Source organism: Kitasatospora sp. NBC_00374, from assembly GCF_041434935.1.
In the GTDB taxonomy this organism is placed as follows: Bacteria; Actinomycetota; Actinomycetes; order Streptomycetales; family Streptomycetaceae; genus Kitasatospora.
In genome coordinates this window covers 5,965,757-5,981,358 of record NZ_CP107964.1, presented here as the reverse complement: position 1 = coordinate 5,981,358, position 15,602 = coordinate 5,965,757, and the positions used below count along the sequence as shown (strand labels likewise).

The window sequence follows — 15,602 nt, the reverse complement described above, 5'->3', positions numbered from 1 at the left end:
CATGCCGCAGGGCAAGCCCGAGACCGTCCCCGACGACGGCCTGACCACCCGCCAGCGCCGGACGCTGCCGATCACCGCCGTGCACACCGGCCCCGGCAAGGGGAAGTCCACCGCCGCCTTCGGCATGGCCCTGCGGGCCTGGAACCAGGGCTGGCCGATCGGGGTGTTCCAGTTCGTCAAGTCCGCCAAGTGGAAGGTCGGCGAGGAGAACGCGCTGCGCGTGCTCGGCGCCTCCGGCCAGGGCGGCACGGTGGACTGGCACAAGATGGGCGAGGGCTGGTCCTGGGTCCAGCGCTCGGCCGAGATGGAGCAGTCCAGCGAGGAGGCGGCCAAGGAGGGCTGGGAGCAGGTCAAGCGCGACCTCGCCGCCGAGACCTACCGCTTCTACGTACTGGACGAGTTCACCTACCCGATGCACTGGGGCTGGGTCGACGTGGACGAGGTGGTGGCCGTGCTCAGGGACCGCCCGGGCAGCCAGCACGTGGTGATCACCGGCCGCTACGCCAAGGAGCCGCTCACCGAACTCGCCGACCTGGTCACCGAGATGACCAAGGTCAAGCACCCCATGGACGCCGGCCGCAAGGGCCAGCGCGGTATCGAGTGGTAATCCGTTGACCATCCCCCGTCTCGTCGTCGCCGCCCCCTCCTCCGGGGCGGGCAAGACCACCGTCGCCACCGGGCTGATCGCGGCGCTGGCCGCGCGCGGCCTCACCGTCTCGCCGCACAAGGTCGGCCCGGACTACATCGACCCCGGCTACCACGCGCTCGCGGCCGGCCGGCCGGGCCGCAACCTGGACGCCTACATGTGCGGGCCGCAGCGGGTCGCCCCGCTGTTCCTGCACGGCGCGGCCGGCGCCGACGTGGCGGTGGTCGAGGGCGTGATGGGGCTCTACGACGGCGCCGCCGGGCGGGGCGAGCTGGCGTCGACCGCGCAGGTCGCCAAGATCCTCAAGGCGCCGGTGGTGCTGGTGGTGGACGCCTCCTCGCAGTCCCGCTCGGTGGCCGCACTGGTGCACGGCTTCGCGTCCTGGGACCCGGAGGTCCGCCTGGCCGGGGTGATCCTCAACCGGGTCGCCTCCGACCGGCACGAGGAGCTGCTGCGCGAGGCCCTGGAGGAGGGCTCCGGCGTCCCGGTGCTCGGCTCGGTCCGGCGGACGGCCTCGGTCGCCACCCCCTCCCGCCACCTCGGGCTGATCCCCGCCGTGGAGCGCACCACGGAGGCCCTGCGGGCCGTCCACGACATGGGCGAGCTGATCGGCCGCTCGGTCGACCTGGACGCCCTGCTCGCCCTCGCCGCGACCGCGCCACCCCTGGCCGCCGACCCCTGGGACCCGGCCGCCGAGGTCGCGCCGGTGCCCGGCCGGCCCAGGATCGCGGTCGCGGGCGGGGCCGCGTTCTCCTTCTCGTACGCGGAGAACTCCGAACTGCTCACCGCCGCCGGCGCCGAGGTCGTCACCTTCGACCCGCTGCGCGACCCCGCGCTGCCCGAGGACACCGCCGCCCTGGTGATCGGCGGTGGCTTCCCCGAGCTGTACGTGACCGAGCTGAGCGAGAACGCCCCGCTGCGCGCGGCCGTCGCCCGGCTCGCCGCCGCGGGTGCGCCGATCGCCGCCGAGTGCGCCGGACTGCTCTACCTGGGGCAGGAGTTGGACGGCAGGCCGATGTGCGGGGTACTGGACACCACCGCCCGGATGACCGAACGCCTCACCCTCGGCTACCGGGAGGCCGTGGCACTCGGCGACAGCCCGCTCGCCCGGGCCGGCGCCCGGGTGCGCGGGCACGAGTTCCACCGCACGGTCTGCGAACCGGGCAGCGGCGAACAGCCGGCCTGGGCCTGGCGGGCGCCGACCGGCCCGCGTACCGAGGGCTTCGTCCGCGGCTCGGTGCACGCCTCGTACCTGCACCTGCACTGGGCGGGGGCACCCGAGGCGGCCGAGCGGCTGGTGCGCGCGGCCGCGCTCTTCCGCCCGGCCGCCGAGGGCCGGGGCCCGTCCGAGTCGCCCTAGACCGCGATCGGGGCCGAGCCGTCGCCGCCGTGCGAGCCGGAGGTCGCGAGGTCGAGCGCGGTGCGCACGGCCATGGCCTTGGCGGCCACCGCACCCCTGCGGGCCGCGGCGAGCTCGTGCTCGACCGTGGCCGGGTCGGCGGCCTGCGAGGCCGCGCGGAAGTGCGCGGCCTCCTGCCTGACGGCGGCGGCCAGGTCGGCCACCGGCTGCCGGGCGGCGGCGCTCCAGCCGCCGGACTCCAGGGCGCCCGCCTCCGCGTCGGCGCCGTCCGCCAGCTCCCTGGCCCAGGCGCGGAAGGCCTCCGGGTCCTCGGCCGGGTCCTCGGCGTCGGGGCTGTGCTCCAGCGCGGTGTTGAACGGCTTGACGGCCTTCAGGTAGGCCGTCTGCTCGGCCGTCAGGTTGCTCGCGTCGCGGCGCAGCGATCCGGTCCGGTCGCCGTGCCCGAACGAGTAGACGCAGATGACCCGCCGGTCGTCGGCCCACTCCCAGCCGGCCTTCTGCGGGTAGTAGTAGAAGAGCTCCGCCTGGTCCGGGACGGCCAGCTCGTCCATCGTGTACTTCTCCTGGCCTGCGTCGCAGAGCTTCTCGGCCGCCGCGGTGACCTTCTCCTCGCCCGGGTAGTCGCCCTTGGGGAGGTCGCCGTCGGCGTACACCTCGCCGTAGTGGGCGGCCGCGCAGGCCACCAGGGTCAGCCTGGTGGCGCGGTCGAGGTCCTTGGGCCGGGTGTAGCAGTCACCGACGCGCAGGTCGTCGACGCTCACCCGGCCGGTCCGCACGCCGCGGTCGTCGGTGTGGTCGTTGGCCCGGTCCAGCGCGCCGACGACGGCGCCGAGGACCAGCAGAACCCCCCAGACGGTGCCCAGCACGATGCCCGCGACCGCCATGCCCTTCCCGCGCTGGTTGCGCTGCGGGATGGTGCGCAGCGCCGCGACACCGAAGGCGATCGCGCCCACCCACAGGAAGCAGGCGATGCCGAGGATGCCGAGCACCAGCGCGGTGATGGCGAAGCCGCTCCAGCCGGTGGGCGGCGGCGGGGGCGCCCAGCCGGGGAAGCCCGGGTAGGGGTGGGGCCAGGGGCCCTGCGGGTGGGGCTGCTGGTGGGGCCCGGCCTGCTGGTGGGGCGGCGGGACCGGGGGTGCGCCGGGGGTCTCCGTCGGCGGGGCGAACGCCTGGAACATCGCGTCCCCGGGCGGCGGGGTGGGGTCGGAGGCGTCGGTCGGGGTCTGGTCGGACGGAATGGCGGGCTCTCCTCAGGCACAGGGCGGCCGTCGGGTGGACCTGTTCGACGGCTGCGCGAATATAGCCGACCGGATGATCACCGAACCACCGCATTCCCCGCGGTGTTTGAATGCCTCGTGCGCACCGGCACCGGCACCACCCACCCGTCCGCCCGTCCACCGGGGAGTCACCGCATGAACAGGCTGCACAGCTACACCGCGAGCATCACCTGGACCGGCAACCTCGGTACCGGCACCAGCGGTTACCGCGCCTACGGGCGCTCGCACGAGGTCGCCGCCGAGGGCCGGCCGACCATCCCCGGCAGCTCCGACCCGGCCTTCCGCGGCGATCCGGCGCGGTGGAACCCGGAGCAGTTGCTGCTCGCCTCGATCGCCCAGTGCCACCTGCTCTGGTACCTGCACCACTGCGCCGTCAACGGCGTGGTGGTGGTCTCCTACCGGGACGAGCCCGAGGGCACCATGGCCGAGACCGCGACGGGCGGGCACTTCACCGAGGCGGTACTGCGGCCGCGGGTCGAGGTGGCCGAGGCCGGGATGGTCGAGCGCGCCCTCGCCCTGCACCGGGACGCGCACGCCTCCTGCTTCATCGCGAACTCGGTCAACTTCCCGGTCCGGCACGATCCGACGGTGTCCGTCCGGGTCTGAGCCGACCCGAAAACGGTTGCCGCCCGATCGGCCTCTGCCCTAATCTGACGACCGCTCGGTGACGTGATCACCTCGGGCCGCCCTCGACGGCGGCCCGCAACCCGGTCGGGCCGCCGTCGTGCGCGGCCCCCGCACAGAAGGGAGTTCCGTGATGTTCACCCCGAACCCGGCGCTTCCGATCGCCCCCGCTGTCGCCTCCGCCCCGCGGACCCGGTAGCGAGCCACCGTCGATCAGTCGCGCCTCCCGCTCCACGCCCCGGAGGCACCGTGCTGTTCCGCTCCACCGTCGAGGCCGACCTCGACCGTTTTCTCCCCCTCGTCACCGTCGATCCCGCGAGCGGGATGACCCCCGAGAAGTACCGCGAGAACCTCGCGGACCGCCAGTACCGCCCCGAGCGGACCTGGATCGCCGAGGACGGGGCCGGCACCGTCCTGGCCCTGGCCGTCTGGTGGGGCGGCTCCGACGAGGAGCGCCCCGCCGCCCTGGACGGCCTGTTCGTCCACCCGTCGCTCGGTACCGGCGAGGAGCGCACCGACCTCGCCGCACGGCTGCTCGGCGCCGCGCACACGGCCTTCGCCGCCACCGGCCCGAACGCCCCGCCGGAGTACCACGTCTTCCTGCCGGGCGACTGGCACGAGCGGCCCGAGGCGGTGGCCGCCCTGACCTGGCGCCGGGAGGCGGCCCGGCGGGCCGGGCTCCCGGCGGAGCTGGAACGGCTGCGCTACGCCTGGACCCCGCAGGACGCCCGGCCGGAGCCGGCCCGGCTGCTGGCCTTCGAGCCGGAACCGGACGACGGGGTCTTCGTCGGCCTGTTCCACCGGACGCTGGCCGGCAGCCTGGACTCGCACTCGCTCAAGGAGGCGGCCGAGCTGGGCGCCGAGGCGCAGGCCCGCGCGGACGTGGAGTTCTACCGCACGTTCATGCGCGGCGAGCGGTCCTGGTGGCGCGTCGCCCGTGACGCCGACGGCGAGGTGGTCGGGTTCGGCCTCCCCTCCCGCAACCACGCCTTCCCGGTGATCGGCTACCTGGGTGTGCTGCCCGAGTACCGCGGGCGCGGCTACGTCGGCGAGATCCTGGGCGAGATCACCCGGATCCTGCTGGCGGAGGCCGCCCCGGAGGAGATCCGGGCCGACACCGACCTCGGCAACGTGCCGATGGCCGCCGCCTTCGAACGGGCGGGCTACCGCAACTTCGCCCGCCGGCTGGTGTTCTCGGCCACCTGAGCCCGGCTCCCGGCCCCGTCCGGCCCCGGTCCGCCCTCGCGGGCGGCCGGGCCCGGGCGGGGTGCCGGCCGGGGTCGCGACGGCCCAGGGGCTCGGGGCTCAGTGGCTCAGTGGCTCAGGAGCAGGAGGCCAGGATCTCGTCCTCCAACGCGCTCTGCTGGGCCTCGTCGAGTTCGAGCCGCTCCCTGAGCTCGCGCAGGCGGGTGCGCAGGGCCTCGATCTGGCTGGGCGGGGTGTCGGGGATGTGCTCCAGGGCGTCGACCTGGCTCTCCAGCAGGTCGATCCGCCGCTTCTCGTCCTCGATCTCCTTCCGCCCTTCCTTGGCCATCCGCTTCATCAGCTGGCAGCCGCTCAGCACGGTACCGGTGGACATGGCGTACTCCTTCGCACGTGCCGGGCCCTCGCCACCGGGTCTCCCGACGGCTGCCCCGCCGATCGACCCGCCGATCGGCCTGTCCGATCGACCTGCCGAGGGGCAGCCTCGCCCGGGGTCGTCCGGTGGCGGGCCCGTCCGGTCGGATGGTTCGGCGCGCGGCGCCGGGGCCGTCGGCACGGCTCCCCCGCAGGTGCGCAGTTCCAGCCTGGCATCGCCCGGGCGCCCCCGCAGCTCGGCCTCCCCGGCCCGGCCGACCGGGTGCGGCTAGCCCAGGTAGGCCGGGGCGACGGCGGAGGTCATCAACTGCCCGGCCGCACCGCCGCCGTCGGCGGGGACGGTCCACAGGTCGGAGCCGTAGTCGCCGGGGAGGGCGTAGACGAGGGTGGCGTCGTCGGCCCACAGCGCCTGGTCGTCGATGTTGCGCTGCTCGGCGGTGGCGGTCTCGGCCATCGTCCGCAGGTCCAGCACGTACAGCCGCCAGGGCGCGTCGGGCGAGGCCCCGGTGACCCGCTTCTTGTAGGCGACCCGGGTGCCGTCGGGGGACAGCGAGGGGCATTCGACGTTCTGGTGCAGGGTGGTGAGGGTGCGCGCGGCCACGTCTCCCCGGACCAGGTAGGTCTGCCCGCCGGTCGCCAGGGTGGCGTAGAAGCCGCCGTCGTCGGCGAAGGTGACGCCCCAGATGTTGATGTCGGACGCCCGGTACGGCTTGCCGTCCTTGGTGACGGCGAAGGTCTCCAGGTTGTCCTCGACCGCCCAGGTGCGGGTGTCCACGATCGCGGTGCGGGTGGAGAAGTCGGTGCCCGCGTACGAGTCGCCGCTGACGAAGACCGTCCAGGCCACCAGGTGGCCGGAGGGCGAGACCCGGGCCCGGGTCGGGATGCCGGCGGCCGGGAAGTGGCGCAGTTCGTGCAGCTGGGCGTCGAGCACCACCGCCCGGTAGGTGTCCTCCAGCGCGCCGCGCTCCGCCTGCAGGCAGATTCCGGTGCCGGCGGCGGCGTGGAAGCGCAGGCACTTGACGCCGGAGACGGTGCGCGGGCCGTCCGGCCGGTCGGCGGCCACGGTGGCCAGCTCGTCGCGGTGCGGGCCCCAGGCCAGGTTGCGGACCAGCAGCTGCCGGCCGTCCGGGCGCAGCGAGACCGGGCCGGTGCGCACCTGCGGGCCGCCCGCCTGTTCCTGGTCGCGCCGGCCGGAGCGGTCGGCGGCGTACCGCACCGCGCCGGTGCCGACCGCGCCGAGCAGCACGACGGCGACCAGCAGGATCAGCAGGCGGGTGCGGTTGCGGGTCATGCGGACACCTCATCGGTGGGACGGAGGACGAAGGCGGCCACCACGGTGCCGGCCGCCAGCGCGGCGGCGGCGACGGCGAGCGCGGTCCGCCCGCCCCACAGGCTCCAGGCCGCGCCGAAGGCGAGCGAGCAGGCGAACCGGGCCAGCGCCTGGCCGGTACCGACCAGTGCCTGCCCCGCGCCCTGCTGCGCGGCCGGTACGGCGCCGGCGGTCGCGGCGGCGAGCACGCCGTCGGTGGACGCGTAGAAGGCGCCGTGCAGCACCAGGACGACGGCCAGCACCGGCAGCCCGCGCAGCGGCGAGAGCACCAGGCCGTAGCCGAGCAGCAGGAGGCCGTGGCCGGCCAGGAAGAGCCGGCGCCGCCCGATCCGGTCGGCGAGCGCGCCGAGCGGGACGGCCAGCAGCAGGAACGTGGCGGCGGTGCCGAGCGGCAGCAGCGGGAACAGGTGGGCGGGAAGCCGCAGTTCGCGCTGGAGCAGCAGGTAGAGGAAGGAGTCGCTGATTGTGGTCAGGCCCAACAGGGCCGCACACACGGCCAGCCGGCGCAGCTCGGGGCGGTGCAGCAGGGCCAGCGAGTCGCGCAGGGTCGGGCGGGGGCCCGCCGGTTCGGCCTCGGCCGGGGTGATCCGCCGGGGGACGAAGAGCACCAGCACCAGGACGCCGAGCGCGGCGACACACCCGCTGACCGCGAACACCGCGTCGTACCCGCCCGCCCCGGCGCCTTCGCCGAGGAGGGGCCCACCCGCCACCCGCAGCACCGCGAAGGCCGCCAGCGGGCCGAGCAGCGCGCCGGTGGTGTCCATCGCCCGGTGCACGCCGAACGCCCGCCCGCGGTGCTCGGGCGGCGTGGCCAGCGAGATCATCGCGTCCCGGGGGGCGGTGCGCAGGCCCTTGCCGGTGCGGTCGACGGCGAGCACCGCGCTGATCAGCGGCAGGCCGTGGGCGAGCAGCAGCAGCGGTTTGCAGGCGGCGGAGAGCCCGTAGCCGAGGCCGGCCACCACCTTGTGGCGACGGCCGCCGCGGTCGGCCAGGTGGCCGCCGGTGAGCCGGACGAGCGCGCCGACGCCGTTGTTGATGCCGTCCAGCAGGCCGAAGCCGAGCGGGGACAGGCCGAGGGTGGCGACCACGTAGAGCGGGAGGACGGCGGTGACCATCTCCGAGGAGACGTCGGTGATCAGGCTGACCGCGCCGAGGGCCAGGACGGTGCCGGGCACGGCGGCCGGCCGCCGCCCCGGACGGGTGTCCGGGGCGGCGGCGGCCTTGGTGCTGCGGGAGTCCGCGAGGTACACGGGTGTCAGTTCCAGATGCCGGTGATGTCGGAGGCGGAGCCGGCGTTGCCCGCGTGGGCGGACAGGCCGGCCAGGTCCTCCAGGGTGCGCAGCACGTTGTAGTGGTTGTACGTGGTGCTGCTGGAGCTGCCCGGGGTGACGTGCTCGCCGTAGAGGACGGTGGGGATGCGGTTGCCGGAGAGGCGGTTGTCCTCGTCGAAGGTGACGACCAGGATGCTGTTGTGGGTCTTGGCCCAGGTCGCGTAGGCGCCCAGCTTGTTCTTGATCCAGGTGTCGCCGGTGGAGACCGAGCAGTCGTGCATGTCGTTGCACAGGTCCGGGACGACGAAGGAGACCTTCGGCAGGGTGGTGAAGTCGGTCGGGAACTGCGTCATGGTCTTGGCGGTGCTGGTCGGCACGTTGGAGAAGCCGAACCACGGGTTGTGCTTCTGGGCGTACTTGCCGCTGCTGCAGGTGGTCGAACCCTGGCTGGGCAGGCCCTCGTTGTAGCTGGCCCAGGTCTTGCCGGCCGCGATCAGCTCGGAGGCCAGGTTGGGCGCGGAGAGCGAGCCGACGCCGACACAGCTGTCGTCCGTGCGGCCCTGGTTGGAGCCGGAGAACAGCATGTAGTAGTTGGGTTCACTGGGGTGGGTGAGACCGAAGGACTGGGTGAGGTTCGCCCCACCGGCCTTGAGGGTGTTGTTCAGGTACGGCGCGCTGGAGCTGCCGATCACCTGGGTGTAGGCGTGGTTCTCCATCACCACGACGACCACGTGGTCGGGCGACGGCAGTGCGGCGGCCTGCGCGGTGGAGCCGGTGGCGGCCCAGAGGCCCGCCGAGGTGGCGGCGAGGGCGACGGCCCCGGCCAGGGCGGTGAGGGAGCGGCGGTTGCGCTTGGGGGCCTGAGCGGCGGTCATGACTGTCCTCCGGACAGAAGTGACGGGCGTGCGACGGGGTTGGAGCGCGGCAACCCTAGGAGCGCGGCGGTGGACTCGGCCGCGCTTCGCAGGTGAAGAACAGGCGAACGCTGTCCCCCCGATTCTCTCCGCAGGGAACAGAATCGGCCAGGTCCACGACAATGCCGGTCGGTACCGGAAGCGGGTACGGCCTCGGCGCGGGCGGGCCGGTGGGCCGGCGGCCAAGCTCACAACCCCGCCGATTGACCCGGTCATCGGCCCCGTGGTGGGATTTCGACGCCGATGACCAGGTCGTTTTCGAGAAGGGTGGGGACGGTGCACGGACCCTCGCTGAGCGTCGGGGTCGGCGCGAGCCGCGGTGTGGGCGCCGACGAGGTGCTCGCCCTGATCGACGCGGCACTGGCCGAGGCGGGCCGCACCCGGCCCGAGGTGGCCCGGCTGGCCACCCTGGACGCCCGGCTCGACGAGCCCGGGTTGCGCGCGGCCGCCGCCGAGCTCGGCGTGCCGCTGGCCGGCCACACCGCCCAGGCGCTGGCACGGGTCGCGGTCGAGCACCCGTCCCACCGGGCCCTGGCCGCGGTGGGCACCCCGAGCGTGGCCGAGGCGGCGGCACTGCTCAGCGCGGGCGGCGCCCTGCTGGTCCCCAAGCGCATCTCCGCCCGGGCCACCGTGGCCGTCGCCGTCGAACCCGACCTGCGCCACCACGGGGACGCCGAGGTCGGCGCGCCCGGCCTGGTCGACCTCGCCGTCAACGTCCGCACCGGCACGCCGCCGCGGTGGCTGCGCGACCACCTGGCCGACACCCTCGCCGGGCTCGCGGCCTACCCCGAGCAGTCCGCCGCGCGCGCCGCCGTCGCCGCCCGGCACGGCCGTCCAGCCGGGGAGGTGCTGCTGACGGCCGGCGCCGCCGAGGCCTTCGTGCTGCTGGCGCGCGTTCTGACGCCACGTCATGTCGTCGTGGTGCACCCGCAGTTCACCGAGCCGGAGGCAGCCCTGCGGGACGCCGGCCACGTCGTGCACCGGGTGCTGCTCACCGCCGCGGACGGTTTCCGGCTGCGGCCGGACGCGGTGCCCGAGGAGGCCGACCTGGTGGTGATCGGCAATCCGACCAACCCCACCTCCGTCCTGCACCCCGCCGCCGACCTGACCGCGCTCGCCCGCCCCGGGCGCACCCTGGTCGTCGACGAGGCGTTCATGGACACCGACCCCGGCGAGAGCGAGTCCCTGGCCGGTCTGCGGGAACTCCCGGGCCGGGTGGTGGTGTTGCGCAGTCTCACCAAGACCTGGGGGCTGGCCGGGCTGCGGATCGGCTACGTCCTCGGCCCCGAAGGGCTGATCGCCGAACTCTCCGCCGCCCAGCCGCTCTGGCCGGTCTCCACCCCGGCCCTGGCCGCCGCCGAGATCTGCAGCGCGCCCGCGGCCGTCGCGGAGGCGGACCGCGCCGCCGAGACCTGCGCCGAGCACCGCGCCCACCTGCTCAAGGGCCTGGCGGCGGTGCCCGGCGTCCGGGTGTACGGCGTGCCGGCCGCCTCCTTCGTCCTGATCGAACTGCCCGGCGCAGCCGAGGTCCGCGAGCGGCTGCGGACGGCCGGGTTCGCCGTACGCCGCGGCGACACCTTCCCGGGCCTCGGGCCGGACTGGCTGCGGATCGCGGTCCGCGACCCTCGGACCACCGACCGGTTCCTCGCCGCGCTCAGCCGAATCGCACCCGGTCCCCGGGGCTGATCACCCCGGGCCGCAGCACCGTCGCGTACACCCCGGCGCAGGGCTGCGGGCCCATCCCCGGCAGCGGCTCCACCCGGTTGTGCCGGGCCGGTACGCGCAGGGCGTCCCGGTCCCCCGGCAGGGCGCCGTGCGCGAGGGTGGGGACGGCGCAGCGCGGCGTCGCCACCAGGACCTTCAGCCGGAGCTCGGCGCCGACCAGCAGCTCGCGACCGGCCCAGCCGTTCTCGGTGAAGCCCTCCGCGTCACCGGTGTCGATCACCAGGTTGGGCCGGTACCGGGCCGCCTCCACGGCGCCCCGCGGGCTCAGCCGGGCGATCCGGGCCAGCGAGGCGGTGGTCAGCAGGTGCAGCGGCGCGAAGTCGAAGAAGGTGCCGGGCGGCGCGGCCCGGCCCAGCTGCGACACCGTGAAGGCGACGTCGGCGCGGCTGCCGCGCGCCAGCACCTCCTCGGGGACGGCCCGGGCGAGCTCGGCGCCCGCCGGCGGGGAGTCGATCAGGGTGACGGCGCGGCCGAGCCCGGCCGACAGCCCCTCGTGGACTCCGGGGTCGGCGCTCCAGAGGGATCTGCCGCCGGGCGCCTCGATCCGGACCCCGGTGTCCGTGCGGGTGGCGGCGTAGCCGAGCAGCCCCTGCCACAGGCGCGGCTGCTTGGCGCTGGCGATACGGCCGCTCTCCCGGTCGAGCAGGGCGAGCGCCCGGTCGCCGGCCACGCCGCGCCGGGTGACCTCGGCCTGCGCCAACTCCTCGCCCAGCATGGACTTCACCGGGTACCGGTGCACGCTCCCGAGCACGCCGAGGGTCACCTCGGGGCCCGCGCCCACGCGTCGAGGCGGGCGAAGTCCGCCGGCTGCAGCCCCACCCGGTGGTCGACCGCCAGCGTCAGGGCCGGGGCCGGGTGGTGGGCGGCGATCCACGCGGTGTCCTGCGGCTCCAGCTCGTCGTCCACCCAGGCGAACGGGCGGCCCGCGGCCCACTCGACCAGGTACCTGGTCTTCCAGTGCAGCCCGTCCGGGTCCCCGTGGTGCATGGACGGCCAGTCCACGTAGGGGAGTTCGGGCAGGCCGAGGAGCGGCCCGACGTGCTCGTTGGCCTCGTCCTTCCAGGTGGTGCACCAGACCAGCTCGAACGGCAGGGCGCGCAGCGCGGGCCCGTGCCCGGGGTGCAGCCACAGCCGCAGCGGCTTGGCGTACTGCGGCGGCCGGTCGGTCTGCCGGGCGATCCACGAGGCCGGCCGGACCCGGTGGGTCAGATAGCCCTCCGGACGGCGGTGCGGCTTGCCCGCGTACGGGTTGAGCGGGCCGTCGACGTCGAGCAGCAGCAGTGGTCGCACGACTCCCCCTCCCGGATCCACGGGCCCATCCTCCGGCCTGCGCGCGTCCGGCGCCAGCGATATCCGACGGGCCGCTCCCGGGTTTCACGTTGCGAAGGCAACGGGGTGTCAGGTCTGCTGCCAGGAGCGGGCGGCGGCGATCCGGCGAACGGCGCTGGGGTGGGTGGCGAAGAGCAGCTCCAGCAGCCGGGGCGGGTCGACGTCGGAGATGTTGGTGACGGCCAGCCGGCGCTGCATGGCGACGAACTGGTCCGGGTCGGCGGTGAGTTCGAGGGCGTGCCGGTCGGCGCGGGCCTCGATCCGGCGGCTGACGGCGCACTGGGCCGGGCCGCTCACGGCGCCGATCAGCGCGGCGCAGGCGGCCAGCAGCGGCAGTGAGCGCGGGTCGGCGGCGTCCGTCGCGCCGGCGGCCGTCAGCAGCGGCGGCCAGGAGAGCAGCAGGCCCAGCACGGCGACCGCGACCGCGGCCCCCACCGCCCCCAGCGCGGTGCCGGTGAGGACGTCGCGGTGCTTGACGTGGCCCAGTTCGTGGGCGACCACCAGCTCGACCTCGCGCGGCTCGGCGGCTGCCAGCAGGGTGTCGTACGCGACGATCCGGCGGGTGGCGCCGAGGCCGGAGACGTAGGCGTTGAGCGCGGTGGTGCGGCGTGACGCGTCGGCCACCAGCACCTGGCGGACGGGGATGCCGTCCTGCGCGGCGAGCGCGTGCAGGGCGTCCCGCAGCGGCCCCGGCGGCATCGGGGTGAAGCGGTTGAACAGCGGCTCGAACAGCAGCGGGTGGAGGAACGACAGCGCCACGGTGAGCAGCGCCGCCGCCCCGGCCGCCGGCAGCCACCAGTCCTGCGCGGACCACGCGGTCAGCGCGTACAGCCCGTACGCGAGGGGCAGCCCGAGCAGCAGGGTCAGGCCGAGCCCGCGCAGCGCGTCCACGGCCCAGCCGCCCCAGCCCTGGGTGACCAGGCCGTACCGGCCGCGCACCACCCGGACCCGGGCGGCGAACGGCAGACCGAGCAGCTGCCCGAGCAGCACCAGCGCGGCGGCGCCGGCCAGCACCTCGGCCGTCCGCGAGCCGCCGAACAGGCCGCCGGCCGCGGTCACCAGGCCGGCGCCGGCGGGGGTGAGGCCGAGCACCAGGGAGAGCGCCAGGGCGGCGAGCCGGCCGGCGAGCAGCCACGGCACCTGGGCCCGTCGCAGCGCGCGTCCCCGGGCCACCTGTTCGGGCGTGAAGTCGTCCATGGCGACCACCCTAGGACGCGCCGGCGGGCCGCCGGGAGGGTCAGCCGGCCGCGGCGGCCAGCAGGGTGTCGGCGACGGCCGTCCGCTGGTAGAGCACCGAGCGGCCGGCCCGGTGCGAGGTGACGATGCCGGCTGCCCGCAGCGCGGTGAGGTGCTGGGAGACTCCGGCGGCGGACAGGCCGGTGCGGCGGGAGAGTTCGGTGGTGGAGGCGGGTTCGGCGAGCTCGGTCAGCAGCAGCGCGCGGGACTTGCCGAGCACCGCCGCGACGGCGTCCGGCACCTGGGCCGGGGCCTGTTCCCAGAGCGTCCCGACGCCCCGGGTCGGGTAGCACATCTGCACCGTCTCCGGCGGGGCGTCGACGATCAGCACGGACGGGCCGACGAACGCGGACGGCACCAGCAGCAGCCCCCGCCCGGCCAGGCTGCTGGAGCTGCCGCAGAGCGAGTTCGGGATGCTGAGCACCTCGTCGCCCCACTCCACGTGCGGGTTCAGCTCGCGCAGCACCGCGGCGGCGCCCTCGGCCGCGAACCGCCGCGACTGGTGCAGCACGTCGGCCTCCAGGACGGCCCGCAGCCGCGGCCAGTACGGCGCGAGCGCGACCTCCCAGTAGCGGGTCAGCTCGGCGGTCAGCCGGGTCAGCCCGGCGGCCGGGTCGTCGTGGAAGGCCTGGACCTCCGGGGTCCAGCGGGTCAGCCGGCCGAGGTCGGCCCGGATCCGCGCGTGGCCCGTGCGGGCCACGGTGGCCAGTTCGGCGTCGAAGGACGGTACGGCGGAGGCGGCCGGCGGGTTGAGGAAGTCCGGGATGTAGCCGTGCACCGGGACGAGGGCGGTAAGCAGGGCGAGGTCGCGCAGCCGTGGCCTGGTGCGGGCCGCCCAGCGCAGGTGCAGCGGGCGGATCCGCTCCGACTGCAGCACCCGGAGGCTGGTGACGGTCTCCCAGAGCGGGGAGACGGCCAGCCGGGTGCGGGCGAGATCCCGGGCGGAGAAGGCCAGTTCCAGCATGCGTACCCCCAGGATTCAGCCCTGACCGAATGAATGGTGGCAACGAGGAGCACGGACGCAGGATTCCCCCATGACCTCGCCGACCCTGCATTCTCCCCCACCCGTCGCTCCGCCACCACCCGCCGCCGGCCGGGTGCGTACCGTCCTCGCCGGGCGCTTCGGCGGCTTCGACGGGCCGTTCTGGGTGGTGATCGGCGGTACCGCCATGAACAGGGTCGGGAACATGGTGCTCCCGTTCCTGGTGTTCTTCCTCGGTTCGCGCGGCATCGCCACCGACCGCGTCCCGTACGTGCTGGCGGCGCTCGGGGCGGGCGGGCTGGTCGGGCCGGTGCTCGGCGGGCTGCTGACCGACCGGTTCGGCACCCGGCCGACCCTGCTGGTTGGGCTGCTGGCCACGGCGGCCGGCCAGGGGCTGCTGTTCGCGGCGCCGGGCCTGGCCACCCTCACGGCGGCGGCCGCGCTGCTCGGCGCCTCGGGCTCGGTGTACCCGCCGGCGGCCGGCGCGGTGATCGCCGGGGCGGTGGCGCCGGCCCGTCGTCAGATCGCCTACGGGCTGCTGCACTGGGCGATCAACGTGGGCAGCGCCGTGGCGGGCGCGCTCGGCGGTTTCCTGGTGGCGCACGGCTACGGCCTGCTGTTCGCGCTGGACGCGGTGACCTGCCTGGCGTACGCCGCGCTGGTCGCCGTCCGGCTGCCGCGGGCGGCCGCCGGCCCGCCGCGGCGCCGTTCGGACGACGGCGGCTACCGGGTCGTGCTGCGGGACCGGCCGATGCTGCTGCTGATCTCGCTGAGCGCGGTCGCGGAGGCGGTCTACGCGCAGACCGAGTTCACCCTGCCGCTGGCCGTCCGGGACCACGGGCTGCCGGCCACCACCTTCGGGCTGGCGTCCGTGGTGAACGCCCTGCTGGTGGTCACCCTGCAGCCGTTCGCCTCGGTCTGGCTGGCCCGCTTCGACCGGCTGCGGGTGTGGTCGTTCGCGTCGGTGCTGGCGGCGGTGGGCATCGGGCTGACCGGGCTGGCGGACAGCACCTGGGAGTTCGCACTGACCGTGGTGGTGTGGAGTGCGGCCGAGGTGTGCGTCGGCGGCATCGTCACCTCGATCGCGGCGGACCTCGCCCCGGCGGGCGCGCAGGGCCGCTTCCAGGGTGCGCTCAACTGGTCCCGCGGGCTGGCCCGGTTCGCCGCCCTCGGCGGCGGGGCGGCGGTGTACGCGGGACTCGGCCCGGCGGCGCTGTGGTGGGGCGCGGCGCTGACCGGCATCACCGGGGCGCTGCTCAGCCTGCGGCTGGCCGGTGCGGTGCGCGAGCGCACCGGCTGACGATGGGGCACACGGCACGCGCCCGCCGGT

General features: G+C 75.4%; 15 protein-coding genes. 6 read left to right on the top strand and 9 right to left on the bottom strand.

What is annotated here, in order from left to right; genetic code table 11:
* Position 1: 1 nt before the first annotated feature.
* Positions 2-607, top strand: a complete 606-nt coding sequence (gene cobO, locus OG871_RS26695; protein WP_371500004.1) for a cob(I)yrinic acid a,c-diamide adenosyltransferase — start codon at positions 2-4, stop codon at positions 605-607.
* 4 nt (positions 608-611) lie between these two features.
* A complete protein-coding gene (locus tag OG871_RS26690) occupies positions 612-2,006 on the top strand; it encodes a cobyrinate a,c-diamide synthase (RefSeq protein WP_371500002.1) in 1,395 nt (464 codons plus the stop codon).
* On the opposite strand, the gene OG871_RS26685 is transcribed toward OG871_RS26690, so the two are convergent.
* Positions 2,003-3,184 (bottom strand): DUF4190 domain-containing protein, encoded by a 1,182-nt coding sequence (locus OG871_RS26685; protein ID WP_371500000.1) that lies wholly within the window; start codon positions 3,182-3,184, stop codon positions 2,003-2,005. The genes OG871_RS26690 and OG871_RS26685 overlap by 4 nt on opposite strands.
* A 234-nt stretch (positions 3,185-3,418) precedes the next feature.
* On the opposite strand from OG871_RS26685, the gene OG871_RS26680 reads away from it, so the two are divergent.
* A complete protein-coding gene (locus tag OG871_RS26680; RefSeq protein WP_371499998.1) occupies positions 3,419-3,889 on the top strand; it encodes an OsmC family protein in 471 nt (156 codons plus the stop codon).
* Positions 3,890-4,156: 267 nt separating this feature from the next.
* Complete coding sequence (locus tag OG871_RS26675) at positions 4,157-5,113, top strand: GNAT family N-acetyltransferase (RefSeq protein WP_371499997.1); 957 nt, start codon at positions 4,157-4,159, stop codon at positions 5,111-5,113.
* Between the two features lie 115 nt (positions 5,114-5,228).
* Here the strand turns inward: OG871_RS26675 and OG871_RS26670 are convergent, their stop codons facing one another.
* The 4 genes from OG871_RS26670 to OG871_RS26655 all read right to left on the bottom strand — a co-directional run bounded on the left by OG871_RS26670 (position 5,229) and on the right by OG871_RS26655 (position 8,961).
* Positions 5,229-5,486, bottom strand: a complete 258-nt coding sequence (locus OG871_RS26670; RefSeq protein WP_371499995.1) for a hypothetical protein — start codon at positions 5,484-5,486, stop codon at positions 5,229-5,231.
* Positions 5,487-5,753: 267 nt separating this feature from the next.
* The gene (locus tag OG871_RS26665; RefSeq protein ID WP_371499994.1) at positions 5,754-6,776 is read right to left on the bottom strand and encodes a TolB family protein; all 1,023 of its coding nucleotides are present in this window, start codon (positions 6,774-6,776) and stop codon (positions 5,754-5,756) included.
* Entirely contained in the window at positions 6,773-8,065 is a 1,293-nt protein-coding gene (locus OG871_RS26660) for an MFS transporter (protein ID WP_371499992.1), read from the bottom strand. Before OG871_RS26660 ends, OG871_RS26665 begins: the two co-directional genes overlap by 4 nt.
* Before the next feature lie 5 nt (positions 8,066-8,070).
* A complete protein-coding gene (locus OG871_RS26655) occupies positions 8,071-8,961 on the bottom strand; it encodes an alkaline phosphatase family protein (RefSeq protein WP_371499990.1) in 891 nt (296 codons plus the stop codon).
* A 282-nt stretch (positions 8,962-9,243) separates the two neighbouring features.
* Here OG871_RS26655 and cobC point away from each other — a divergent pair, with 282 nt between their 5' ends.
* Entirely contained in the window at positions 9,244-10,686 is a 1,443-nt protein-coding gene (gene cobC / locus OG871_RS26650) for an Rv2231c family pyridoxal phosphate-dependent protein CobC (RefSeq protein WP_371499988.1), read from the top strand.
* Here cobC and OG871_RS26645 read toward each other — a convergent pair.
* From OG871_RS26645 to OG871_RS26630, 4 genes are all read right to left on the bottom strand, one after another.
* On the bottom strand, positions 10,655-11,506 hold the full coding sequence (locus OG871_RS26645) for an MOSC domain-containing protein (protein WP_371499986.1): 852 nt from the start codon (positions 11,504-11,506) through the stop codon (positions 10,655-10,657). The two genes, cobC and OG871_RS26645, sit on opposite strands and share 32 nt — an antisense overlap.
* The gene (locus OG871_RS26640; RefSeq protein ID WP_371499984.1) at positions 11,485-12,015 is read right to left on the bottom strand and encodes a hypothetical protein; all 531 of its coding nucleotides are present in this window, start codon (positions 12,013-12,015) and stop codon (positions 11,485-11,487) included. Before OG871_RS26640 ends, OG871_RS26645 begins: the two co-directional genes overlap by 22 nt.
* Before the next feature lie 108 nt (positions 12,016-12,123).
* Positions 12,124-13,251 carry a M48 family metalloprotease gene (locus OG871_RS26635; protein WP_371499982.1) on the bottom strand — a complete coding sequence of 376 codons (1,128 nt, stop codon included), beginning with the start codon at positions 13,249-13,251 and terminating at the stop codon, positions 12,124-12,126.
* A 40-nt stretch (positions 13,252-13,291) separates the two neighbouring features.
* Positions 13,292-14,254 carry a DUF5937 family protein gene (locus OG871_RS26630; protein WP_371499980.1) on the bottom strand — a complete coding sequence of 321 codons (963 nt, stop codon included), beginning with the start codon at positions 14,252-14,254 and terminating at the stop codon, positions 13,292-13,294.
* A 70-nt stretch (positions 14,255-14,324) separates the two neighbouring features.
* Between OG871_RS26630 and OG871_RS26625 the strand changes: the two genes are divergently transcribed.
* Positions 14,325-15,572, top strand: a complete 1,248-nt coding sequence (locus OG871_RS26625) for an MFS transporter (RefSeq protein ID WP_371499978.1) — start codon at positions 14,325-14,327, stop codon at positions 15,570-15,572.
* Positions 15,573-15,602: the final 30 nt, after the last annotated feature.